Source organism: Streptomyces sp. NPDC005706 (assembly GCF_040631045.1).
In the GTDB taxonomy this organism is placed as follows: domain Bacteria; phylum Actinomycetota; class Actinomycetes; order Streptomycetales; family Streptomycetaceae; genus Streptomyces.
In genome coordinates this window covers 667025-689808 of record NZ_JBEXYS010000001.1, presented here as the reverse complement: position 1 = coordinate 689808, position 22784 = coordinate 667025, and the positions used below count along the sequence as shown (strand labels likewise).

At 71.2% G+C, this 22784-nt stretch carries 20 protein-coding genes; 5 read left to right on the top strand and 15 right to left on the bottom strand.

Translation table 11 applies throughout. The features are described from left to right. The first annotated feature begins 9 nt into the window (after positions 1–9). The 5 genes from chvE to ABZ478_RS02975 all read left to right on the top strand — a co-directional run bounded on the left by chvE (position 10) and on the right by ABZ478_RS02975 (position 6996). Positions 10–1119 carry a multiple monosaccharide ABC transporter substrate-binding protein gene (gene chvE, locus ABZ478_RS02995; RefSeq protein WP_359544763.1) on the top strand — a complete coding sequence of 370 codons (1110 nt, stop codon included), beginning with the start codon at positions 10–12 and terminating at the stop codon, positions 1117–1119. 34 nt (positions 1120–1153) lie between these two features. Continuing rightward, positions 1154–2713: a multiple monosaccharide ABC transporter ATP-binding protein gene (gene mmsA / locus ABZ478_RS02990; RefSeq protein ID WP_359544761.1), complete on the top strand. Its 1560-nt coding sequence runs from the start codon at positions 1154–1156 to the stop codon at positions 2711–2713. Then, positions 2710–3954, top strand: a complete 1245-nt coding sequence (gene mmsB / locus ABZ478_RS02985; protein ID WP_359544759.1) for a multiple monosaccharide ABC transporter permease — start codon at positions 2710–2712, stop codon at positions 3952–3954. The genes mmsA and mmsB overlap by 4 nt, the downstream gene beginning before the upstream one ends. A gap of 57 nt (positions 3955–4011) precedes the next feature. Next, complete coding sequence (locus ABZ478_RS02980) at positions 4012–5163, top strand: aldose epimerase family protein (protein ID WP_359544757.1); 1152 nt, start codon at positions 4012–4014, stop codon at positions 5161–5163. 120 nt (positions 5164–5283) lie between these two features. Then, positions 5284–6996, top strand: a complete 1713-nt coding sequence (locus tag ABZ478_RS02975; protein ID WP_359544756.1) for a histidinol-phosphate transaminase — start codon at positions 5284–5286, stop codon at positions 6994–6996. Between the two features lie 35 nt (positions 6997–7031). Here the strand turns inward: ABZ478_RS02975 and ABZ478_RS02970 are convergent, their stop codons facing one another. The 15 genes from ABZ478_RS02970 to ABZ478_RS02900 form a co-directional block, all read right to left on the bottom strand. After that, positions 7032–7688: a hypothetical protein gene (locus tag ABZ478_RS02970; protein ID WP_359544754.1), complete on the bottom strand. Its 657-nt coding sequence runs from the start codon at positions 7686–7688 to the stop codon at positions 7032–7034. Between the two features lie 163 nt (positions 7689–7851). Next, positions 7852–9102 carry an MFS transporter gene (locus ABZ478_RS02965; protein ID WP_359544753.1) on the bottom strand — a complete coding sequence of 417 codons (1251 nt, stop codon included), beginning with the start codon at positions 9100–9102 and terminating at the stop codon, positions 7852–7854. A 46-nt stretch (positions 9103–9148) separates the two neighbouring features. After that, on the bottom strand, positions 9149–10267 hold the full coding sequence (locus ABZ478_RS02960; protein ID WP_359544751.1) for a diiron oxygenase: 1119 nt from the start codon (positions 10265–10267) through the stop codon (positions 9149–9151). A 1-nt stretch (position 10268) separates the two neighbouring features. Continuing rightward, positions 10269–10574 carry a PqqD family protein gene (locus ABZ478_RS02955; protein WP_359544750.1) on the bottom strand — a complete coding sequence of 102 codons (306 nt, stop codon included), beginning with the start codon at positions 10572–10574 and terminating at the stop codon, positions 10269–10271. Beyond that, positions 10574–11362, bottom strand: a complete 789-nt coding sequence (locus ABZ478_RS02950; RefSeq protein ID WP_359544748.1) for a nucleotidyltransferase domain-containing protein — start codon at positions 11360–11362, stop codon at positions 10574–10576. Before ABZ478_RS02950 ends, ABZ478_RS02955 begins: the two co-directional genes overlap by 1 nt. Positions 11363–11415: 53 nt before the next feature. Next, on the bottom strand, positions 11416–13614 hold the full coding sequence (gene asnB, locus ABZ478_RS02945) for an asparagine synthase (glutamine-hydrolyzing) (RefSeq protein ID WP_359544746.1): 2199 nt from the start codon (positions 13612–13614) through the stop codon (positions 11416–11418). 59 nt (positions 13615–13673) lie between these two features. Then, positions 13674–14324 (bottom strand): dTMP kinase, encoded by a 651-nt coding sequence (gene tmk, locus ABZ478_RS02940; RefSeq protein ID WP_359544745.1) that lies wholly within the window; start codon positions 14322–14324, stop codon positions 13674–13676. 4 nt (positions 14325–14328) lie between these two features. Beyond that, positions 14329–15171 (bottom strand): BtpA/SgcQ family protein, encoded by an 843-nt coding sequence (locus ABZ478_RS02935; protein WP_359544743.1) that lies wholly within the window; start codon positions 15169–15171, stop codon positions 14329–14331. After that, on the bottom strand, positions 15171–15920 hold the full coding sequence (pyrF, locus tag ABZ478_RS02930; RefSeq protein ID WP_359544742.1) for an orotidine-5'-phosphate decarboxylase: 750 nt from the start codon (positions 15918–15920) through the stop codon (positions 15171–15173). The genes ABZ478_RS02935 and pyrF overlap by 1 nt, the downstream gene beginning before the upstream one ends. A gap of 29 nt (positions 15921–15949) precedes the next feature. Further along, positions 15950–18205 (bottom strand): M20/M25/M40 family metallo-hydrolase, encoded by a 2256-nt coding sequence (locus ABZ478_RS02925; protein WP_359544740.1) that lies wholly within the window; start codon positions 18203–18205, stop codon positions 15950–15952. Between the two features lie 224 nt (positions 18206–18429). Beyond that, positions 18430–18555 carry a hypothetical protein gene (locus ABZ478_RS02920; RefSeq protein WP_359544738.1) on the bottom strand — a complete coding sequence of 42 codons (126 nt, stop codon included), beginning with the start codon at positions 18553–18555 and terminating at the stop codon, positions 18430–18432. A 314-nt stretch (positions 18556–18869) separates the two neighbouring features. After that, positions 18870–19760, bottom strand: coding sequence for a hypothetical protein (locus tag ABZ478_RS02915; RefSeq protein WP_359544736.1), 891 nt, complete (start codon positions 19758–19760; stop codon positions 18870–18872). 186 nt (positions 19761–19946) lie between these two features. Further along, entirely contained in the window at positions 19947–20786 is an 840-nt protein-coding gene (locus tag ABZ478_RS02910) for an IclR family transcriptional regulator (protein WP_359544735.1), read from the bottom strand. A gap of 603 nt (positions 20787–21389) precedes the next feature. Further along, on the bottom strand, positions 21390–22040 hold the full coding sequence (locus ABZ478_RS02905) for a DUF4360 domain-containing protein (RefSeq protein ID WP_359544733.1): 651 nt from the start codon (positions 22038–22040) through the stop codon (positions 21390–21392). Positions 22041–22268: 228 nt separating this feature from the next. Then, complete coding sequence (locus ABZ478_RS02900; RefSeq protein ID WP_199210411.1) at positions 22269–22727, bottom strand: Rrf2 family transcriptional regulator; 459 nt, start codon at positions 22725–22727, stop codon at positions 22269–22271. Positions 22728–22784 lie beyond the last annotated feature (57 nt).

Here is a 22784-nt window from a genome sequence, read left to right as displayed (position 1 = left end):
CGGATCACCATGCTCAACCGCAGAGCCGCACTCGCCGCGATGGCCACGGCCGCCTCGCTCACCCTCACCCTGACCGCCTGCGGCCAGAACAGCGAGGGCGGCAGCGACGACAAGGGCGGGGACGCCAAGGGCGGCACGATCGGCATCGCGATGCCGACCAAGTCCTCCGAGCGCTGGATCGCCGACGGCAAGAACGTCGAGAAGAACCTCCAGGCCAAGGGCTACAAGACCAAGCTGGTCTACGGCGAGGACAACCCGGAGACCCAGGTCTCGCAGATCGAGAACCTGATCACGCAGGGCGTGAAGGGCCTGATCGTCGCGGCGATCGACAACAAGTCCCTGAACAACGTCCTCCAGGAGGCCGCGGACGCGGACATCCCGGTCATCGCCTACGACCGTCTGATCCTCGGCACCAAGAACGTCGACTACTACGCCTCGTTCGACAACGAGAAGGTCGGCAAGCTGCAGGGCCAGTACATCGTCGACCAGCTCGGGCTGAGCAAGGGCAAGAAGGGCCCCTTCAACCTCGAACTGTTCGCCGGCTCCAACGACGACAACAACACCAAGTACTTCTTCGGCGGCGCGATGAGCGTCCTCCAGCCGTACATCGACAAGAAGCAGCTGGTCGTCAAGTCCGGGCAGACCAAGATCAACCAGGTCGTCACCCTGCGCTGGGACGGCACCACCGCGCAGAAGCGCATGGAGGACATCCTCACCTCGTCCTACAAGAGCGGCCGGGTCGACGCGGTCCTCTCGCCCTACGACGGCATCTCCATCGGCATCCTGTCCGCGCTGAAGTCGGACGGCTACGGCTCCGGCAGCAAGGCGCTGCCCGTCATCACCGGCCAGGACGCCGAGCTGGCCTCGGTGAAGTCGATCATCTCCGGCCAGCAGACGCAGACCGTCTACAAGGACACCCGGCAGCTCGCCAAGGTCGCGGCCACCATGGTCGACGACGTCCTGCAGGGCAAGAAGCCGCAGGTCAACGACTCCAAGACCTACGACAACGGCAGCAAGGTCATACCCGCCTACCTGCTCCAGCCGGTCAGCGTCGACAAGTCCAACTACCAGCAGGTCCTGGTCGACGGCGGCTACTACACCGAGTCCGAGCTGAAGTAACCCGCCCGCTACCTACGGATTGGAAGGCACGACCATGGCGGGACCCGTCCTGGAAATGCGCTCGATCGTCAAGACCTTTCCCGGTGTCAAGGCGCTGTCGGACGTCACCCTGACCGTCCGGCAGGGCGAGGTCCACGCCATCTGCGGGGAGAACGGCGCCGGCAAGTCGACCCTGATGAAGGTGCTCTCCGGCGTCCACCCGTACGGCAGTTACGAGGGAGACGTCCTCTTCGAGTCGGAGGTCTGCCAGTTCAAGGACATCCGGGCCAGTGAGCAGCACGGCATCGTCATCATCCACCAGGAGCTGGCGCTGGTGCCGTACCTCTCCATCGCGGAGAACCTCTTCCTCGGCAACGAGCACGCCCGGCGCGGGCTCATCAACTGGAACGAGACCCTGCGGCACGCCACCGAACTGCTGCGCCGGGTGGGTCTGGACGAGCACCCGGAGACCCGCGTCGCCGACATCGGCGTCGGCAAGCAGCAGCTCGTGGAGATCGCCAAGGCGCTGTCGAAGCAGGTGAAGCTGCTCATCCTGGATGAGCCGACCGCCGCGCTGAACGACGAGGACAGCGGCAAACTCCTCGATCTCATCCTGGAGCTGAAGAAGCAGGGCATCACCTCGATCATCATCTCCCACAAGCTCAACGAGATCCGCCGGGTCGCCGACTCGGTGACGATCATCCGGGACGGCCGGTCCATCGAGACACTGGACGTGAAGGCGCCGGAGACCACCGAGGAGCGGATCATCGCGGGCATGGTCGGCCGCGACCTCGACCACCGCTTCCCGGAACGCACCCCGCACCATCCGGAGGAGGGCACGGCACCGGCGCTGGAGATCCGCGGCTGGACCGTGCACCACCCGATCGACCAGCAGCGCAAGGTCGTGGACGACGTCTCGCTCCAGGTCCGCCGCGGGGAGATCGTCGGCATCGCGGGCCTGATGGGCGCCGGCCGCACCGAACTGGCGATGAGCGTCTTCGGGCGCGCCTACGGCCGGTACGCGGGCGGCACGGTCCTGAAGGACGGCAAGGAGATCCGCACCAAGTCCGTCGCGGAGGCGGTCGGACACGGGATCGCGTACGTCACCGAGGACCGCAAGCACTACGGCCTCAACCTCATCGACACCATCAACCGCAACATCTCGCTGACCGCCCTGAGCAAGGTGGCCAGGCGGGGCGTCGTCGACGAGCACGAGGAGCGGCAGGTCTCCGAGGGCTTCCGCCGGACCATGAACATCAAGGCGCCGACCGTGTTCGAGCCGGTGGGCAAGCTGTCGGGCGGCAACCAGCAGAAGGTCGTCCTCAGCAAGTGGATCTTCGCCGGGCCCGATGTGCTGATCCTCGACGAGCCGACCCGCGGCATCGACGTGGGCGCCAAGTACGAGATCTACACGGTGATCGACCAACTCGCCGCCCAGGGCAAGGCGGTGGTCTTCATCTCCTCCGAGCTGCCCGAACTGCTCGGCATGTGCGACCGCATCTACACGATGGCCGCCGGGCGGCTGACCGGTGAGGTGCCGCGGGCCGAGGCCACGCAGGAAGTACTGATGCGCCATATGACGAAAGACACGCAGGACCAAGAGGTGACGCGATGAGCACGGATGTGACCGCCAAGAGCCCGGCCCCCGCGCCACCGGGCGGGGGCGGACCGGCCACCGGCAGGGGGCTGCTCCAGGTGGTGCTGGACGGCCTGCGCCGCAACATGCGCCAGTACGGCATGCTGCTCGCGCTCGGCCTGATCGTGGCCCTCTTCGCCGTCTGGACGGACGGGGACCTGCTGCTGCCCCGCAACGTCTCCAACCTGGTGCTGCAGAACAGCTACATCCTGGTCCTCGCGATCGGCATGATGCTGGTGATCATCGCCGGGCACATCGATCTGTCGGTCGGCTCGCTGACCGCGTTCGTCGGCGCCTTCGCCGCGGTGCTGACCGTCCAGCACGGCGTCGCCTGGCCGATCGCGCTGGTGCTGTGCCTGCTGGTGGGTGCGGCGGCCGGCTCGGTCCAGGGCTACCTCATCGCCTATCTGGGCATACCCTCCTTCATCGTCACGCTCGCCGGGATGCTGCTGTTCCGCGGTCTGACGGAGATCCTGCTCAAGGGCCAGACGCTCGGCCCGTTCCCCGACGGGCTGCAGAAACTCGGCAACGGCTTCCTGCCGGAGACCGGCCCGGACACCAACTACCACAACCTCACCCTGCTGCTCGGTCTCGTCCTGATCGCGGCCGTGGTGTGGCAGGAGGTCCGGGACCGGCGCCGCCAGCAGGAGTTCGCGCTGGAGGTGCCGCCCACCCGGCTGTTCCTGCTGAAGCTGACCGCCCTGGTCGCCGCGATCCTCGCGCTCACCCTGCTGCTCGCCAGCTACAAGGGCGCCCCGATCGTGCTGATCATCCTCGGCGCGCTGGTCGTCGGCTACGGCTACGTCATGCGCAACGCGGTCTTCGGCCGTCACATCTACGCGATCGGCGGCAACCTGCCGGCGGCCAAGCTGTCCGGTGTGAAGGACAAGAAGGTCACCTTCCTTGTCTTCCTGAACATGGGCGTGCTCGCGGCCCTGGCGGGCCTGGTGGTGGCCGCCCGGCTGAACGCGGCCTCGCCGAAGGCGGGCGTGAACTTCGAACTCGAGGCGATCGCCTCCTCATTCATCGGCGGCGCGTCCATGAGCGGCGGTGTCGGCACCGTCCTCGGCGCCATCATCGGCGGTCTCGTCCTCGGCGTGCTGAACAACGGCATGAACCTGTTGAGCGTCGGCACCGACTGGCAGCAGGTCATCAAGGGCCTGGCCCTGCTGGTGGCGGTCGGGTTCGACGTGTGGAACAAGCGCAAGTCCGGTTCGTAAGTCAGCTCGGGCCCCGCCGGATCACCGGCGGGGCCCCTTCCTTTCAGGGAGCCGCAAGTGGAACTGAACAGACGTACGGTCATTGCAGGAGCAGCGGCGGCGGGCATCGCCGCCACCACCCTCGGGGGCACCGCGCAGGCGGCCGTCCCCGGCGGGAAACCGGTGAGGCACCTCTTCGGCAGGCTCGCCGACGGCACCAAGGTGTACCGCTGGTCGCTGGAGAACGGCGGCATCCGGATGAAGGTGCTGTCGTACGGCGGGGTCGTCCAGACCCTGGAGGTCCCGGACGCCCGCGGCCGGCACGCCAACGTGGTCGCGGGCTTCGACGGCATCGACGACTACGCGGCGAAGAGCCCGTACTTCGGCGCGCTGATCGGCCGCTACGGCAACCGCATCGGCAACGGGCGGTTCACCCTCGACGGCAGGAGCCACCAGCTCTCCGTCAACGACGGCGTGAACAGCCTGCACGGCGGCGCCAAGGGCTTCGACAAGCGGGTCTGGGACGTGGAGCCGTTCACCGACGGCTCCGACGTCGGCCTGCGCCTGTACTACACGAGCGTCGACGGGGAGATGGGTTACCCGGGCACGCTCCGGTCGAAGGTGACGTACACCCTCACCCGGCGCGGCGAGTGGCGGGTCGACTACGAGGCCACCACCGACCGGGCCACCGTCGTCAACCTCACCAGCCACGTCTACTGGAACCTGGCCGGCGAGGGCAGCGGCACGATCGAGGACCACGAGCTCACCATCGCCGCCGCCCGGTACACGCCCACCGACTCGGGTCTGATCCCGACCGGTGAGCTGGCGGGGGTGGCGGGCACCCCGTTCGACTTCCGCCGCGCCAAGCCGATCGGCCGGGACATCCGGGCCGGCCACGAGCAGCAGGTGCTCGCCAAGGGCTACGACCACAACTGGGTGCTGGACAAGGGCGTCACGGCGCGGCCCGAGCACATCGCCACGCTCCGCGACCCGCGCTCGGGCCGCACCCTGCGGATCGCCACCGACCAGCCGGGCCTGCAGTTCTACTCCGGCAACTTCCTCGACGGCACCCTGACCGGCACCGGCGGCCGCACCTACCGCCAGGGCGACGCGCTGTGCCTGGAGACCCAGCACTTCCCGGACTCCCCGAACCACGCCGCCTTCCCGTCGACCGTGCTCCGGCCCGGGCAGACGTACCGGACGACCACGGTGCACACGTTCGGGGCGTGAGAACCGCGCCGGGCGTGAACCGGCTCACACCATCGGTGAGTTGAACGCCACTGGCGCCCCCTCCGTATCCAAGGGCGGCCCGTGCTCCCCCGCACGGGCCACCCTTCGACGGAGGTCCCCTTGCCTGACAACGTCACCTCGTTGTTCCGCAACACCGCCGCGCACAGCCCTTCGATGGCGGCGCTGACGCGGGAGAGCGACGGGTCGGGCCCGGTGGACTTCTGCATCCCGTGCAACCCCTACTTCCCCACTCCCGCGATGTTCGAGGAGATGGCGGTCCGGTTGCGCGAGATCATCACGTACTACCCGAGCAGCGCCGACACCATCACCGCCGAGCTGTGCGGCCTGCTCCAGCTGCCGCCGCAGTGCGTGGCGATGGGCAACGGCTCGACGGAGCTGATCACCTGGATCGACCATCTGCTGGTCCGGGAGTCGCTGGCCGTGCCGGTGCCCACCTTCGGACGCTGGACCGACCAGCCGATGGAGACCGGCAAGCGGGTGGACATGTTCCCGCTCCAGGAGGCGAACGGCTTCGGCCTGGACCTGGCGCAGTACGCGGAGTTCATCCGGGCCCGGGGCACCCGGGTGGCGGTCATCTGCAATCCGAACAACCCCGACGGCGGCTATCTGCACAAGCAGCAGATCGTGCAGTTCATGGACGCGATGGCGGACCTGGACCTGGTGGTGATCGACGAGTCCTTCCTGGAGTTCGCCGACGCCGAGGCCGAGCCGAGCGTGGTGCAGGAGGCCATGCTCCGTCCGAACGTGGTCGTCCTGCGCAGCCTCGGCAAGAACTTCGGGCTGCACGGCATCCGGTTCGGCTACCTGGTCGCGAACCCGGCGCTGGCCGGCCGGGTCCGCTCGATGCTGCCGAAGTGGAACCTCAACTCCTTCGCCGAGCACGTGGTGTTCATGCTGCGCGAGCACGGCCCGGAGTACGCGCAGAGCCTGCTCCAGGTGCGCCGCGACCGCCTCGACATGGCCAGCCACCTCTCCTCGCTGCCCGGCCTCACCGTCTACCCCTCCCAGGGCAACTTCCTCTTCGTGCGCCTGCCCGTCGGCGCGGAAGGCACCGTGGTCCGGGACCGGCTGCTCACCGAGCACCGGATCCTGGTCCGCGAGTGCGGCAACAAGATCGGTTCGTCCAGCCGCTTCCTGAGACTCGTGGTGCGCCCCCAGGTCGACGTGCGTCGCCTGGTGTCCGGCCTGGAACAGGTGCTCTACGGGACCAGGAGGGGAGCCGCCGTACCCGAGCTGAGCAACGGGACCAGCTACAGCTCGGGTACGGCGGCCGTGGACCGGCTGATGAGCGAGACCAACGGAGCCGGTGTGCAGGGACTGGCGGCACAGGCCGCCGGCGCCGGCCCCGCCCCGGCCGCCGGCACCGGCATGCCGCTCCCCGCCGCCACGCCGATGGGCGGCGGGATGCCGATGCCGGCGGCAGCCCAGGTCCTGCCGGCGGCGGCCCAGCTGCCCCCGGCGGTGCCCACACCCCCAGCTCCGGCGCCGGTCCCCCTCCCGGCGCCGGTCCCCACGCCCGTGCCCGCGCCGATGGCCCCGGCGGCGATGGCCCCGCCTCCGGCCGCCATGCCCGCTCCGGCACCCGTGCCGGCCCCGGTGCCCGTGCCCGTGCCCGTCCCGGCGCCCGCCGCCGCCGTGGGGCCCACCCCGCCCGGTGTCCCGGCGCGCGGCGGCCTCACCGCCGCCCAGGTGCGCGGGATGACGGCGCCGCCGGCACCGGCTCCCCCCACCGGCCTGACCCCGGCCCCGGCGACCGGCTGGCCCAACGCCCAGAGCTGGCCGAACGCGGCGGGGATGGGACAGGCCGGCTAGCGGATGCTCCACGGCCGGGCAGATGTCCTTGGCCGTCAGAGGTTCCGGGTGGTCAGGCGCTCGCCGTCCGGGCCGAGGACGATGAGGTTCCACGCGGTCGAGTCGTCGCCGTCGTCGCCGTCCCACCAGGTCGCGAACGTGCCGGCGAGCCGCTCGGCGTCGGCTCGCGCGCTCCCGCCGGTGCGGGTGGTGGTGAGTTCGACGTCGTAGTCCCGGTCGCCGAGGTGGACAAGGACCACCCGACGCACCTGCCGGGCGGGCCGCTCAGCTCCGTGCGCGGCGGCCCAGGTCCGGAACCGGGCCAGGAGGCCGGGGCCGGACTCGCGTCGTGTCACGGGCCGGACGGGCGGATGGGGCTCGGTACCCGGCTGCACGCCCTGCTCGCAGCCCCGCACCCAGGCGCCGCGGTCCCTCTCCACCACGTCCCGCGGCTCGGCCGTGAGGGACCGGCGGACACAGCCTCCCCACACCACCTCACGGACCGCGGCGCCCTTGCCGCCGTCCGCGAAGAGCCGTCTGCCGGTCCGCCATCCGGCGTCGTACGCCGATGCGTGGCCGTGTCCGGCGTCGGCACGGGACGGTGCCGGCTCAGGCTTCGCGCCGCTGCCGCTGCCGCAGGACAAGGCGAGCAGACCCAGTAGAGCCGTCGCGGCCGTGAGCCCGAACGGCCGTCCTAGAGCGGGTGCGTTCATGCCCTGTGTCCCCCTTCGATGCTTCGCGAGACCGCTCTACCGGATCGGTCCGATCGGTCCGATCTGCTAGAGCGGTCTCGCGAAGCCTTGGCTGCCTGGCTCCGGCGTATCCGTCCGTCCGCGACGGGACCGACGCCCCGTCGCCTCGGCGCACCGGCGGAGGTCAGGTCAGGTTTCGGCGATGGCGGACCGGGCCGGCGAGCAGGGTCAGGGGGACCAGCAGGGCGATGGCGGCGGACAGCACCAGGCCGGTGCGGGGGCCGGAGGCCGAGGCGGTCAGTCCGGCGGTGAGGGCACCGAGCGGGATCGCGCCCCAGGACACGAAGCGAACCGTGGCCATCACGCGCGGCAGCAGGTCAGGCGGTGTCACGGACTGGCGGTGCGTACGGGTCAGGATGCTGATGACCACGGTTCCGGCGGAGAACCCGGCGTTGCCGAGGACGAAGAGGGGTACCGCCCACCACGAGGCGGACAGGGGCAGCAGCACCAGGGACAGCGGCAGCAGCACCGAAGCGGCCACCACCGCCCGGGCGCTGCCCAGTCGGTCGCCGAGCCGGGGCGTGCAGGCCGCGCCGAGCAGACTGCCCGCGCCACCGGAGGCCATCAGCACACCCACCGCGCCCGCCGGGAGGTGCAGGGTGCGCACCAGGAAGACGGGCGTGAGGGCCATCAGCACGCCGCAGACGAAGTTGACCAGTGTGGCGGCGGCGACGCACGAGCGGATCAGCGGATGCCGCACGACGAACCGCCAGCCGTCCTTGATGAGTTCGAGCGGCGGATCGTTCTGCTTCCGGGACGGGGGGCTCGAAGGCCGGGGCAGTGCCCACAGCAGGACCGCGGACACCAGATAGCTGAGGGAGTCGAGGAGCAGCGCGGATGCCGCGCCGACGAGTTGCACCAGCGCGCCGCCGAGGGACGGGCCGCCCAGCTCGGTCGTCGCGTTGGACGCCGATGTCAGGCTGTTGCGCCGGGTCAGCTCCTCCTTGCTCACGATGAAGGGGAGCAGGGTCGCGTTGCCGACGTCGAACACCACGGTGGCCAGCCCCACCACCAGTGCGACCAGGACGAGTTGGATCATGTGCAGCACGCCCAGCGCGGCGGCGGCCGGCACGGACAGCACGGCCCCCGCACGCAGCAGGTCAAGCGCCACCTGGGCACCGCGGAGCGGGAGCCGCTGGACGATCACTCCGGCGGGCAGCCCGATGAGCAGCCAGGCCGCGTACCCGGCCGCCGTGATGAGGCTCACCTCGAAGCTGCCGGCGTGCAACGTCTCCAGAGCCAGCAGGGGCAGCGCGACCGAGGTGACCGCGTCGCCCGCCCTGCTGACCGTGGAAGCCGTCCAGTACCTCCAGAACGCCCCGGCGGAGCGGGGCGCTGCCGGGGTCCGCCGGTCGTCGATGGTTGCCTGTTCCATGTCCCTCACCTGTCCGGGGTTCTCACTCGTCCGGTACGCCGGACGGTCATGGCGCGTAGCCGTGGGCGTGCAGTTCCGCGGCCGCCTCCGGATCGTCGAAGGCACCGACGTCGTCGAGGTAGCGCCGGGTCTGCCGGGAGGTCGCGCGCATCTGGCGGCCCAGCACCTCGGGCGTGTAGACCTCGCCGATGACCTGTTCGGCGAGGTCCTCGGTCAGGCCGTGGCCGACGAGTTCGGTCCGCATGCCCTCCAGGTCGGGGTGGAGGAAGGCGTCCATGAGCCGCGGTGCGAGCCGTCCGGCCAGGCGCCGCTGCCCGGGGTCCAGGGCGCCCCACAGATGGCGCAGGAACACGGCGAAGTAGGCGTGGTGGCGGCCCTCGTCCAGGGCGTGGTCACGGATGGACTCGCGGACTGCCGGCACGACGTCGTCCGTGCCCGGGATCTCGGCCAGACTGGCCGAGATCAGGGTTTCGGAGACGATGACGAACATCAGTTCCGCCAGTGCGCGTTGATCGGCCGGCAGTCCGGCCAGGATCTGCCGCAGGCGGCGCAGGAAGAAGGGTTCCGCGGGCAGGCGGGCCGGCACCGCGGTCACCTGCTCCACCTGGCGTCTGAGGTCCACGGCCGCGAGCGCGTGGTAGGCCTCGTCGCAGTACATCTTGAGGGCGTCGAAGCGCATGCTCTCGGGAACGGGCACGCCGACCGAGCCGTGCGCGATGCCGATCACGGCGCGGTTGACGACCAGGTACTCGAGCTTCGCGGTGAAGTCCAGGTAGCGGTACAGGTGCTGGACGAGCAGGGTGTCGAAGACCGGGCCGGGAAGAGCCCGCACCAGCGGGTGCCGGGCCACCGGGACCAGGTCCGGGGAGAAGAAGCGCAGGGCCGCGTCGGCGTCCGCGACGACCCGGCGGGGTGCGGCACGGACACTCGCGCGGGTGTCCCAGTTCTGGAAGACGCTGCGATAGGCCGGGGGTTCGGAGCCGGTACGGGGGTCCGCCGGAGCGCCGGCGTCCTGGTCCGCCGGAGCCTGGGCACGAGTGCCGGCCGCGTCGCCGGTGTCCGTGGCAGGGCCGGCCGGAGACTGCGGCCGGCCGCGCGTCAGCAGCGACTTGGGGCAGTAGGACAGCGCCGCGCAGCCCAGGAACATCCCCACGGTCCCGCACATCTCAGGCCCCCCGGAGCGGACCGTCGGCGACCTGTACGTATCCGCCCATGAGCAGGTCGGTCAGCACCTCGATGCTGTCGGCGGTGGCCTCGTCCACGGGGACGTCGTAGGCGGCGGCGACCGCTTCGCCGATGTCCCGGACTCGGGCCGCCCCGTCCAGCCGCTTGAAGATGAACTCGGTGACGTCGTCCAGTTCCACGGCCTCGTCGTCCAGGGCCACGATCAGGTGGCCGCGGTACTTGCGTACCTGGATGTACGTCGCGTGGCTCAGGACGACGGAGCCGGTCAGCGCGGGCGTCGCGGCCATCAGACTTCCACCTCCATGCACAGTCGCCGGCACCACTGCACGGTCCGCTCGACCCAGCGGCCGGGTGCCGCGGGATCGAGGTCACGCATGGTCTCCAGCGCCCAGTACTGCTCGAACGGGACCTCGGCCGGATCGGCCTCCCGGAACCGCCGGGCCCGCCATTTGGGCTGGGCGGATCCGTAGCAGTCGTGCGACTCCAGCAGGGCGTCGACCACGTGGCCGATCGCGCGCCGGGCGGACAGCACCGCGGACTCGGCGTCGCCGGCGGCGAGTTGCCCGAGGGCGTCCTCGACCGCGGAGTCCATGCCGGCCAGTGAGCGGCTGACCGCGAAGGAGCGGAACGCGGACTCGGCCAGCTCGCGCCGGCGGCCCTCGACCCACTCCTCACCGGTCAGGGTGATGGCGGGGATCAGACGCTCCAGGGCGAGTTCCTCGACATCGATCAGGGCCCGGGAGGCGTGGGTGCCGGCCTCGAACCGCTCCCGGCTGATCTTGGCGAACATCTGGTCCATCTGGGTGTCGAGCCAGTACTTGATCTCCCAGCGACGCCCGTCCACGCGCAGTCCCACGGTGGGGAGCGTGGCCGGCCGCAGCGGCACGGGCAGGTCGCGTGCCCGGTCGTCGGCGAACGGCTCGCGGGTGACCACGACGAGGTCGTAGTCGCTGCGCTCGTTGGCCCAGCCGCGGGCCACCGAGCCGACGCACAGCACCGTCAGGGTGTCGGTGGGCAGCAGCCCCTCGCCCCGCAGCCGCTCGAGGACGCCGGCGAGGTTGTGAGATGTGGACATGCCACGAGTTCCTTTCGTGCGGGAGCCGGGGGCCGGGGCCGGCACCGGCCCGGTCATCGGGTCCCGGCCGCGGTCACCAGGAGCCCGGCCTCCAGTGCTTCGGTGACCAGCGGTTCGAACCGCTTGAGGTCGAGGTCGAGAGCGGCCACGAGCTCCCCGACGGGCCGCTCCCCGTCGAACGCCCGGAGCAGGGACGACCAGCCCGCCTCCGCCGCGTCGTCGACGACGTACTCGATGGCGCCGTCGAGCGTGAGGTACCAGACCGTGTCGTCCTCGGGAGCGCGCAACAGCAGCAGCCCGTCCGCCCGGGCGAGCACCGCGGCCGCGTCGACGGGCTCCCGGCGTACGACGAGTGCCTCGATCTCCGGCGCCTGGCGGCTCCAGTCGACGACGGGAACGGAGCGCAGGACCGGCGCCCCGGGCGCGGTCACCAGCGGCCCGGGCAGTTCGCGGGCCATGCCGGCCAGCAGTCCGAGGTTGGCCGCGCGCACCAGGAACTCGACGTGGCCGGCGCGCGGATCCTCCTCCAGCGCGCGCAGCGCGGCACGCATGTGGTCGGCGTCGAGGTACTCCCGGGCGCCCGGTCCCGCGAGCGCCTCGTCCAGCAGCCGGTCGCCCTGCTGGGCCAGCATGCGGGCGAAGGTCCGGTAGGTGTGCCGGACACCGCTGCCGTAGTAGAACGGGATCTTCGGGCGGGTCAGCACTTCCCGGGGCAGCACCCCGGCCAGTCCCCGGCGCAGGATCTGCTTGTCCCAGACGAGGGCGGGCCGCAGCGCGTGCGGGATCGCCGCCACGATCTCCACCAGCCGGTGGTCCAGGAACGGCACGCGGGCCTCGATGCCGTTGCCGGCGGCGGTGCGGTCCTCGTGCCAGCAGTTGTAGAGCTGGACGTCGCGGTACTTGGTGCGGAACAGCATCTCGTAGTCGTCGCGCCGCTCCGCGCCGGACGCCGCCCGCAGTGCCTCGGCCCGCAGCAGCGGCGGGCCTGGCTGCTCCCACCAGGCGCCCAGCCCGGGGTGGCGCTGCTGGTGGCGCCGCGTTCCCATGCGGTCGACGTTGGCCATGAAGTCGGACCAGTCCCCGCCGCCCGCCAGGGTGGTGGTGTAGCCGCCGTTGAACTCGTCGGCGCCGCCGCCGAGCAGCATGGCCTTGATCTCCGGGGCATGGGCGGCGACGTGACGGTAGAGCTCGTACTTGTAGAACGACTCCGGCCCGGCCAGCGGCGTCTCCATCTGCCACAGGTGCCGCTTCCACTCGTCCACGCCGGGCACGGCCATGGTGTCGTGCAGCACCTGGTGGTTGACCAGGCCCAGGTGGGCCGCGGTGTGGTGCGCCCACTCGGCGTCGCGGTTCTCCAGCGTGCTGCCGTTGAGCATGGTGAAGGTGCGCGGCTCGATGTCGGCGAGCGCGGCCACCGCGGCGGAGTCGATGCCTCCGCTGAGGAAGAGGCCGATCTCCACGTCGGCCATCTGGCAGTCCCGGACGGAGGCGGCCAGCGCGTCCGCGTACGAGCGGACGAGGTCCGCCTCGGAGCCGTCGGTGTCGCCGTCGAAGTCGGGGAACGACCAGTACCGGTGGGTGCTCCGCTCACCGGAGGTGAGGTCGAAGGTGGTGACGGCGCCGGCCGGGGCCAGCTCGACGCCCTTGAACCAGGCGTGCGGCGGGGAGTCGCCCAGCACCAGGTCACCGGTGACCGCCGGGTCCGCCAGCGCCCGCTGCCAGTCCAGTTCGCGGGGGCAGGCCGGGTCGTGGAAGAGGGCCTTGATCTCCGACGCGAAGACGATGCGCTCCGCGTCGGCGTGGAAGAACAGCGGCTTGATCCCGAACCGGTCGCGGGCGAACACCAGCCGGTCGCGGGTGCGGTCCCACAGGACCAGGGCGAACATTCCCCGGACCCGGTCCAGGAAGTTCAGGCCGTCCCGGCGGTACAGGTGCAGCAGTACCTCGCAGTCCGATCCGGTGCGCAGCCGGGTTCCGGCGGGGAGGCCGGCGGCCAGCTCCCGGTGGTTGTAGATCTCGCCGTTGGCGATCAGTACCAGGGAGCCGTCGTCGGTGCTCAGCGGCTGGCCGCCACCCTCCGGGTCCACCAGGGACAGGCGTACGAAGCCCAGACCGACGGGTCCGGAACGGAAGAACTCCGTCTCGTCCGGGCCGCGGTGCGCGATCGTCCCGGTCATGCTCCGCAGCAGACCGTCCGCCGCGGCGGACAGGGGACGCCCGCCCACTGCCGCTGTTCCCGCCAGGCCGCACATAACTACCTCACTCGTTGCCGTGTTCCGGGGCCGGGGGCCGTGACCGGCCCCCGGCTCGCTCAGCCCTCGATGTGCCGAAGGATCCGCGCGGTGACCTCTTCACGGGCCGCCGTGCCGTCGATGTGGATCAGCTCGGATCCCAGCTCCTCGTACGTGCGCACGATCGACTCGATCCGCTCGGTGGACTTCTCCTCGTGCTTGAGCCGGTCGCCGTCCCGTTCCCGGAGCCGGCGCAGCAGCTCCTCGGTGGGCAGCTCGAGGTAGAAGGCGTGATCCGGCCGCGGAATCCCCCGGTTGATGTCGGCCAGCAGCCGGAAGTCGACACCGCGGTGCACGAAGACACCGAAGGTCGCGTACACGTACCGGTCGCACAGCACGACCGCACCGCGCTCCAGGGCCGGGTCGATGACCTCCTGGACGTGCCGGCGGCGGTCGGCGGCCGCCAGCAGGGCGAGGATGTGCGCGGTCTCCACGGAGCCGCCCGCGTCGTGGAAGGTCTGGACGTCGGCCAGTTCCCGGTACCAGTCGGTGGGCTGACGGGTCTCGACCACCTCGCGGCCCTGGGCACGCAGGGCTTCGGCGACCCGTTCGATCTGCGTGGTCTTGCCGGAGCCGTCGAAGCCGACGACGGACACCAGCAGTCCGCGGTCCGTTCGCTCCGGTCTGAAGAGCCGGGCCATGGCCTCGTCGTCGACCCTGCGCTGTCGCATGTTCTCACCTGTCCGTGTCGTGCTGTATTGCCGTGTCGTGCATGGGTCGGTGGGTCCCGGCCCTGGCGGCGCGCAGCGCCCGGACGCTCTCCATCAGGGCTGCCACCCGGGACTCGTCCACCGGGTTGCGCGGCACCCCGGACGCCTTGAAGTAGCTGCCGACGACGAACCCGTCGGCGCAGTCGTAGACGGACGGCAGGTTCTCCGGAGTGACCCCGCTGCCCACGAACAGCGGGCCGCTGGTCGCCGTGCGGGCGGTCAGCAGGTCCTGGGGGCTCGTCTCCAGCCCGGTCAGCTCCCCGGAGACGATCACCCCGTCCGCGCGCAGTGCCAGGTCCCGGACCTCGGTGGCCAGGTCCGGATAGACGAAGGGCTGGGAGTGCTTCACCCTGGCGTCGGCGAAGACGGCGACGTCACTGCCCAGCGTCCGGCGCAGCCGGAGCGTCTCGTGGGCCTGGCCGGTGACCAGCCCCTGCTCCGCCAGAACGGCGCCGACGTGCACGTTGACGCGGATGAAGTCGGCGCCGGTGGCGGTGGCGATGGCGAGGGCCGCGGTCGCGTCGTTGCGCAGCACGGCGACACCGGTCGGTACGGAGGCCATCCGCACGATCTCCCGGGTCACCCCGGCGATCGTGGCGGTGGTCTCCGGTGGGACGGTGTGCGGGTGGAAGGGCGTGTCGCGGAAGTTCTCGACGATCAGCGCGTCGACGCCGTGCCGGAGGTAGGTCTCGGTCTCGGCGAGCGCGGACTCGTAGATGTCCTCCACCTTGCCGCCGTAACCGGGGGAACCGGGGGTGGGCAGCAGGTGCACGCAGGCGATGACGGCTTTGGGCGGCAGGACGACCATCAGGCGGTGGCCTCCCGCAGTTCCCGCAGCACCTCGGCCGCGGCCTGCCGCCGGTCCGCGGCCTGGTTGATCCGCCGGCCCACCACCAGCAGGGACGAGCCGGCGGCCAGTGCCTGGGCATGGGTCCCGGTGCGCTTGTGGTCGTTGCCGCTGCCACCCGGGGACCGGGTGCCCGGGGTGACGTAGAAGAAGTCGTCGGGCAGGTCCGCGCGGATCAGCTCGATCTCGGCCGGGGCGCAGACCACGCCGTCCAGGCCGGCCTCGGCGGCGAGTCGGGCGCGGCGCCGGATCTCGTCCTCGACCGTGCCGGGCACGTTGAGGTCGCCGTTGAGGGTGGCGCGGTCAACGCTGGTCAGCAGGGTGACACCGACCAGCTTGGGCCGCTGGACACCCAGTTCGGCGGCGGTCCGGTCGGCGGCGGCGACGGCGGCGCGCATCATCTCCGAGCCGCCGCCGGTGTGCAGGGTGACCAGGTGGACGCCGAGCCGGGTGACGGCGTCCCCGTACCCGGCCAGGGTGTTGGGGATGTCGTGCAGCTTGGCGTCCAGGAACACCTTGACGTCCCGGTCGAGGATCTCCCGGACGAGGCCGGGGCCGTACAGGGTGAACGCCGAGTTCAGTTTGAACCAGCCGATGAGGTCGCGGAGTTCCTCCACGGCCTTGATGATCTCCGCTCGGTCCGTGAGGTCGAGGGCCAGGCAGAGGCGCTCCCGGCCGCTCGTGCCGAGGCCGGTACTGCTTGTTGTCACGTCGTGGTCCTGTCCGAATGGGGCTGTGGTCAGCGCTGGTCGCCGACCAGGAGGCGGCGGAAGATGTCGGTGGCGGTGCGGACCTCGTCCAGGTCGACCGACTCGGTCGCGGCATGCGAGTGGCGCGGATCGCCCGGTCCGAACACCAGGCTCGCCGTGCAGAACTCCGCCAGCACGCCGGCCTCGCTGCCGTAGGCGAAGGCCTCCGGCTCGCAGGCGCCGGTGGACTCCTTCACGGCGGCGAAGAACTCGTCGGCCAGGGGCGACACAGGCGGCAGTTCGTTGGGCGGGGAGACGAAGTCGACGGATGCCAGGGAGAGGTCCACGTGGTCGCCGAGGGCGGCTCGCAGCTCGCCCTCCACGCGGGCGGCGAACTCCTCACCGGTCGTGCCGGGCAGGAAGCGCGCGTCGAAGTGGACGGACACCTCGGTCGCGCTGAGGTTCATCCCTCCGTCGCTGTCCAGCCGTGTCACGGTGACGGTGGCGGCGCCCAGCCGGGGATGGCCCGTCTCCCGGCGCAGCCGCGCGTTCAGTTCTCGTACGGCGGCGATCAGTTCCGAGGCCGAGCCGACCGCCGTGATCTCGGCGGGGTAGGCGGCGTGGCTCCTGGGCCCGCGCACCGTGAACGCGCCGCGGACGATGCCCTTCTGGGCGACGACCGGGGCGAGCCGGGTGGGTTCGCCGGTGATGCCGAGGGTGGGCCGCATGCCGTGCCGGGCGAGTTCCCGGGCGCCCAGCAGCAGGCACTCCTCGTCCACGGTCGCGGCGAGATACGCCTCGCGGTGGTGCGCGGCGTGCGCCGCCTGGACGAAGGCGGTCATCATGGCCGCGAGTGAGCCCTTGGCGTCCGCGCTGCCGCGGCCATGCAGGGTGCGGCCCCGCGTGACGGGCCGGTATCCGGCCTCGGGGCCGCCGGCGGGGTAGGTGTCCATGTGGGCGCTGAGCAGTACCACCTGGCCGTCGGCGTCACCGGCGCGCGGCACGTGGGCGATCACGTTGCGGCGCCCGTCCCGCACCTCCCGCATCTCCACGTCCACACCGGCCGAGCGCAGCCGTCCGGCGACGAACTCCGCCAGGTCCCGCTCGTCGGCGACGCCCTCCGCGCCGGGCAGGAGGGGATTGACGCTGGGTATGGCGACCAGCTCGCGCAGCAGGTCCTCGACGTCGTCACCGGAGCCGAACAGGTCCGGATGCGCCGCGGCCGCGCGGTCGTAGGTCTCCTGGAAGGCGGCGAGGACCTCCCGGCCGGCGGCGCTGAAGATCTCGCCGGCGTGCGGGCCGATCAGCCGCAGGTCACGCAGGTGCCGGCGGGCCACGGAGGTGAGGTGGGCCCGGAACTCGGGGCGATCCCCGTCGTCGGCCAGCTCGCGTTCCAGGGCGCCGAGGACGATCTGGTACTCCATGTGCTCCGTGAACAGCCCGTGGAAGGCGTCGTACACGGTGCGCGGGTCGTCCCGGCCGATCAGTCCGGACAGCTCCGCCTCGGGGTCGACGCGGAAGAACTCGGCGCGGTGCAGTGTGGCCTCGCTGAAGACCACGTGGCCGCCCTGGTGGACGAGTTCCTCGACGAAGTGGTCGACGCCGGCGCCGTCCGGCACGTTCAGGAAGATCATGCCGTGCATGCCCAGCGCGGCGAACGACTCCGCGTCGGGGTGCCGGTAGAGGACGACGGCGCGCAGGGATTCGACGAGCGCGGCGTGGTAGCCGGGGCTGACGGCGGCGATGATGTCCAGCGCGTCTGCCATGCACGGCAGTTGGGCGGCGCCGTCGGTGAGCAGCGTCAGCCGCTCGGGGGCGTCGATGTGCAGGTCGAGGAAGGCCTTGAGGACGGGGTCGAGCCGGTCGACCAGTTCGATGCGGGTGCCCGGCACCATGAGGCACGGTTCCAGCTCGTACGCCGTGGGCTCCCCGTCGACGGTGAGCGTGCGCGCGGCGTCGTCGTAGCGCACCGTCAGCTCGCCGGCGCACCGTCCCGTACGCGCGCGGCCGAGGCCCGGCAGGACGACGACGCCCTCGTCGTCCGCGGTGACGGTCAGCGGTGCCGGATCCTCCCGGCGGCCGGCCAGCAGGAGCTGGTCCATCGTCATTCCGCTCAGGCCGCCCAGGACCAGTTGGCTGTAGAGCCGGGGCTCGCGGCGTGCGTCGGCCGGCGGCACGGTGGTGCCGGCCTTCTCCGGTGCCTGCTGCGCGTACACCGCCCAGACGGCGTCGGCGAGTTCGGCGCGGGCCCGTCGCCTGCGTGCGCCCAGCAACCCGTCGAAGTCGATGTGCCCGGGTGCGGTCATCGCGCTGCTCCCTCCAGCCGTTCGGTCGTGGTGCGCGGAGTCGCGGCGGCCGGACGCCGCCGCGACTCCGGGTGTGTCACTTGCTGTTCTGGCAACCGCGCTTGACGGCACCGGTGGACAGCTGCTTCATGATGTCGGCAGAGATCATTTTCCTGCTCCTTCTCGCGATTCCCGAGCGCCGGTAGGGCGTTCAGGGTGAATATCGACGGATGCTGATCCTCGGATCAGCAGGCCATGCTCACCACGGTGCCGTGGGTGACCTTCTTGGACGACGGCTTGGCGTACTTGCGCATGAAACACACCTCCTTCGAGGACGTGGACGAGAGAATTCCCGGACGCAGATCCGGCACCGGCAGATCAACCGGATCGAAAACCGGCTACCGGCGTCCGCAACTCCAGCACGGCACCCGCTCCGCCGGCTTCAGCAGCCGACACATGCAGGAAGGCTGGGATTCCGGATTGTGCACACCCTCACCTGATTCCCGGTCCGGGATATTCGGCGCGGCAATCTCTGCAACCGCTCGTCATCATTCTTGCCGCATTCAACAGGGCGGCACCAGACGTTTCCCCTGGCACAAAAGAGCCTGACATTTTTGTGCCGAACCATCGGCGGCCGGATGGAATGCCTGCCACGCAGCCGAATACGCCGGCGGAGTGTCCCGGGTCAGAGGAGTCCCCGCTGCACGGCCCGCTGTCCGAGCTGGAACCTGCTCTGCGCGTCGAGGTGCTGCGACACCCGGGTGAGCATCCGGCGTTCCGTGCGCAACGAGACACCCAGTTTGCGGGCGGCGGCATCGTCCGTCAGTCCCTGGCCGAGCAGTTGCAGCAGGGCGAGCTCCGGCGGGGTGATGGCGGCGTCCCCGGCCGCCGTTCCCTCGGTCAGCGGCACGGCGGTGGCCCAGACCGCCTCGAAGAGTGAGGACAACACCGCGGTCAGGGCGGGCTGGGTGACGACCAGAGCCTCGTGCTCCTGGTCGTCACCCAGTTGCACGACGGCCGTCCTGCGGTCGACCAGATGCAGCCGGGCCGAGAGGGAGGACACGGCGCGAACGGCCACGCCGTGCTCCGCCAGCGTTCTGACGCGACGCAGGACCTCGCTGTCGTCGCGGACCCGTTCGGAGCACAGCGTGCGGACCGTGACGGACCGGGAGGCCAGGCCGGCGTCACCGAGCCGCGCCCCGTCGGGCCCGCCTTCGGCACCGGGGCCGTCCGGCAGGCACAGCACGGCCTCGTGGCGGGCCGTGGCCATCAACTCCCTGATGCGCGCCCGGATCGCGGGCTGCCCGTGCAGCCGCTCGACGGCGAGGCCCGATACGGCGGTCGGCCTCGCCGTGGTGGCTTCGGCCGAACGACCCGTGGGACGCAGAACGCTCTCGAAGTCGCCCAGGCCGCCGGTGAGGCGGACGGGGCGCCGGCCCAGGATCGCCGGACCGCCGGGATGCGCGTACGCCGGTTGCGCGACCGTGGCCTCGGGTACTCGGTCGTCGGTCAGTACCCGTTCTCCCTCCCGCCACCGGAACGGTTCCGTCCCAGGGCGCTGGGCAGGCTCAAACATGCGGTGTCCCCCATCCATGTTCGTCTTACTGATCGCTCCGGCCTCGCCGGAGAGGTGGCCGGCCCACTCGGACCGGGCCGGCGACCGGGTGGCCCGCCGGGGCGCCCCGTCGTCGGCCCAGCGGCACGCCGGCCGGGATGCGCGGTGCCCCACCGCCGGTGTCCGAGGAGACGGCCTCGCCGGTGCTCATCGGGCATCCTTCGCCACACGGCGGGAGGACGCGCGCCGGTCGGCCGGAGGGGCGGCGGCCGGTGCCCCGTCCGTCTCCAGCCACGGCGCGCTGAAGCCGAGTTCGTCCGACATGTCACGGGCCGCGGCCAGCACGGTCCGCACGGCCGTCTCCCGGTCCGAGGGATCGTGCATGCGGCTCCCCGCCGCGGCGAGGGTGACACTGGCGGCGACCGCTCCGGTGGAGGTGAAGATCGGCGACGCCACCGCCCACACGCCGCGGTCCAGTTCGTCGTCGCACACGTCGTAACCGCGTGCCCGGACGAGCGCGAGATGGTCCAGGACCGCGTCGACGGTGGTCGGTGTCTCCTCCGTGAAGGCGGTCAGCGGGCGCCGGTCGAGCAGGCCGCGGACCTTCGTCTCGGGCCAGTAGGCCAGCAGCGCACGCCCGGCCGCGGCGGCGTGCAGCGGCATCTCCTGCCCTATGCGTACGAACAGGCGCAGCGGATGACGGCCCTCGGCCAGGGCGACGCACACCGGCCGGTCCCCGATCAGCTCGGTGAGGAACACCGTCTCACCGCTCGCCTCCGCGGCCGCGACGACCGCCCGGTGCGGACTGACGAGAAGCGCCGACTGGTGCTGGCTCTGCTCGGTGAGTTGACGGGCGATCGGTCCCAGGAAGTACCGGCGGTTCAGCGTCGAGCGGGTGACGAAGTCCTCCTCGGCCAGGGTGGCGAGCAGACGGTGCAGGCTCCCGACCGGAATACCCAGCTCTTCATGCAGCTCCTGAAGCGTCGCACCCCTCGGTCTGGGTGCCAGGGCCCGCAGGACGCTCAGAGCGCGGACCACGACTTGCATGAAGTTCTCCTAGGTTCGTTCCTGGGCGGCCGGCGGTGGCGCGACGGTGCGCCGTACGGCCGGGGCCTCGCTCCGGGTCGTCCGGCACACGGCAGCGGCGATCACCGGGCCGGTACCGGGAGGACACCGGTCTGCGCGCCGCGTCGGCGGAGCGTTTCGGCCAGGGTCACGCCGAGCGAGGACAAGTGCCGCTTCCGTGCCGGATGACGCGGTCCGGTCACGGGGAACCGCGATGCGTACGCCCCCTCCGCCATGCGAAAGCTCCCCCTCCACCTCACGGAATGACGCAAATATGCGCTCACGGATCAATCAGCGTCAAGAGCCGTCGAGGCGCGCCGACCGCCGTCGACGCCGCAGGCGAAATCGCAGCTCACGGACACTGCTCCCATAATTTCCGGGTGGCGGACCCCGGCGGGCGGAAATCTCTCGCGACGCGGAATCCGTCGCTTGGTATGCATCTCGCAAAGAACGGCCGGGGGACCTCTTGACGGGCCGTCGCACACGTCCGGAGATCACCGTCCGGGGCCCGCCCGACCGGCCGGGCTGCCGCACTGGTCCGACCGGCGCGGACGCCGGCGGGCAGCAGCCCGGCGCGGCCACCGCCTAGCTGTGCGGGCACTCCTTCCAGGCCAGGTGGTACACCGTGCTGATGTCACCGTCGGTCGAGTCCATCGTCATGAAGCTGACCTTGCCGGGGCTGGCGCTGCCCGCGTTCACCCGTAGCTCGGTGTTGATGTTGAAGTTGCGCAGCACCCCGCAGGGCGCCCAGACCAGTTGGGCCCAGTCGGTGCTGTCGGTCGCCTGCCAGTCGTCGTTGTAGGCGCCGCTGAACGGGTGGGTCCTCGACGCGGTGTTGGACGAGCCCTGGAAGTAGTACGACGCCTTCTGGGTGGCGGTCGCGCCGGGCTGGAGGGAGAGGAAGCCCCGGTAGTCCGCGCTGGCGACCGCGTAGGTGAAGCCCTGCGGGACGTGCACGACCAGGTTGAGCTGGCAGTTCTTGCGGAAGGCCGTGGGCTCGGAGTTGCCACCGGCCTGGGCCAGGTAGTCGCTGTAGGTCACCGTGAAGGCGGTGTTGTCCGGGGAGACGGCGACGGCGGCCGTGCCGGCCGGACAGCCGGAGCCGTTCACCGTGGCGACATCGATGACGATCTTGTCCGGGGGCGGGTCGTCGAAGACGGACGACGGGGACTGGGCGGGTAGCGCGGTGGTGAGCAGAGCGGCTACGGCGCCGCTCAGCAGGAGTCCACCAGCCATGGCTTCTCCAGGTTGTCGAGTGGGGGGTTCGACCTCCGACCCGCCCGTTCACCGTGGAAGAAACGGTGTTGAACCTGTGAAGGACGGGGAGGCGAGGGGAATCGTAGGAAGCCCCGCTCCGGCCCGGCAGGGTGAACTCCGGCCATTCACATCCGGCTTTTCACGCACCGCGCGCTCCCGGTCACGCCCCCGGCGCCCCGCCCGTCCCGGCCCCGCCCGTCCCGGCCCTCAGGGGTTCTCCCAGGCCGCCGGTTCCGCCGCCAGGGCCCGTACCGGCTCGGGCAGCGCACCGGCCGCGAGGTCGGCGACGGTGACCCCCTCCAGGATGCGGCGCACATTGGCGCGCAGGGCGATCCACAGCGGGAGCAGGGGCTCGGCCGTGCCCGTGTAGGCAAGGCCCGTCGGGCGCTCCCCGCGCACGGAGACGATCGGGCCGTCCACCGCCCGGATGACATCCGCCACAGTGATGGCGGCCGCGGCCCGGGCCAGCCGGTAGCCGCCGCCCCCGCCGCGCCTGCTGTCGACGACCCCCGCCCGCCTGAGGTCGCCCAGGATGCCCTCCAGGAACTTGTGGGGAATGTCCTGCTCGACAGCGATTTCCTCTGCCTTCACCGGGCCGTTACCCTCCCGTACGGCCAGCTCCAGAACCGCCCGTACCGCGTAATCCGCCCGCGCCGAGATCCTCATGGGTCCATTGTGGGGCGTATCTCCATGGAGAATGGCCGGACCGCGCCCCCGTAAGAT

Bases quoted from the DNA above. Each gene is read 5' to 3' on its own strand.
- chvE (WP_359544763.1), top strand. From the start codon at position 10: ATGCTCAACCGCAGAGCCGCACTCGCCGCGATGGCCACGGCCGCCTCG.
- mmsA (WP_359544761.1), top strand. From the start codon at position 1,154: ATGGCGGGACCCGTCCTGGAAATGCGCTCGATCGTCAAGACCTTTCCC.
- mmsB (WP_359544759.1), top strand. From the start codon at position 2,710: ATGAGCACGGATGTGACCGCCAAGAGCCCGGCCCCCGCGCCACCGGGC.
- ABZ478_RS02970 (WP_359544754.1), bottom strand. From the start codon at position 7,688: ATGAACGCACCCGCTCTAGGACGGCCGTTCGGGCTCACGGCCGCGACG.
- ABZ478_RS02965 (WP_359544753.1), bottom strand. From the start codon at position 9,102: ATGGAACAGGCAACCATCGACGACCGGCGGACCCCGGCAGCGCCCCGC.
- ABZ478_RS02960 (WP_359544751.1), bottom strand. From the start codon at position 10,267: ATGTGCGGGACCGTGGGGATGTTCCTGGGCTGCGCGGCGCTGTCCTAC.
- ABZ478_RS02955 (WP_359544750.1), bottom strand. From the start codon at position 10,574: ATGGCCGCGACGCCCGCGCTGACCGGCTCCGTCGTCCTGAGCCACGCG.
- ABZ478_RS02950 (WP_359544748.1), bottom strand. From the start codon at position 11,362: ATGTCCACATCTCACAACCTCGCCGGCGTCCTCGAGCGGCTGCGGGGC.
- asnB (WP_359544746.1), bottom strand. From the start codon at position 13,614: ATGTGCGGCCTGGCGGGAACAGCGGCAGTGGGCGGGCGTCCCCTGTCC.
- tmk (WP_359544745.1), bottom strand. From the start codon at position 14,324: ATGCGACAGCGCAGGGTCGACGACGAGGCCATGGCCCGGCTCTTCAGA.
- ABZ478_RS02935 (WP_359544743.1), bottom strand. From the start codon at position 15,171: ATGGTCGTCCTGCCGCCCAAAGCCGTCATCGCCTGCGTGCACCTGCTG.
- ABZ478_RS02925 (WP_359544740.1), bottom strand. From the start codon at position 18,205: ATGACCGCACCCGGGCACATCGACTTCGACGGGTTGCTGGGCGCACGC.
- ABZ478_RS02915 (WP_359544736.1), bottom strand. From the start codon at position 19,760: ATGTTTGAGCCTGCCCAGCGCCCTGGGACGGAACCGTTCCGGTGGCGG.
- ABZ478_RS02910 (WP_359544735.1), bottom strand. From the start codon at position 20,786: ATGCAAGTCGTGGTCCGCGCTCTGAGCGTCCTGCGGGCCCTGGCACCC.
- ABZ478_RS02905 (WP_359544733.1), bottom strand. From the start codon at position 22,040: ATGGCTGGTGGACTCCTGCTGAGCGGCGCCGTAGCCGCTCTGCTCACC.
- ABZ478_RS02900 (WP_199210411.1), bottom strand. From the start codon at position 22,727: ATGAGGATCTCGGCGCGGGCGGATTACGCGGTACGGGCGGTTCTGGAG.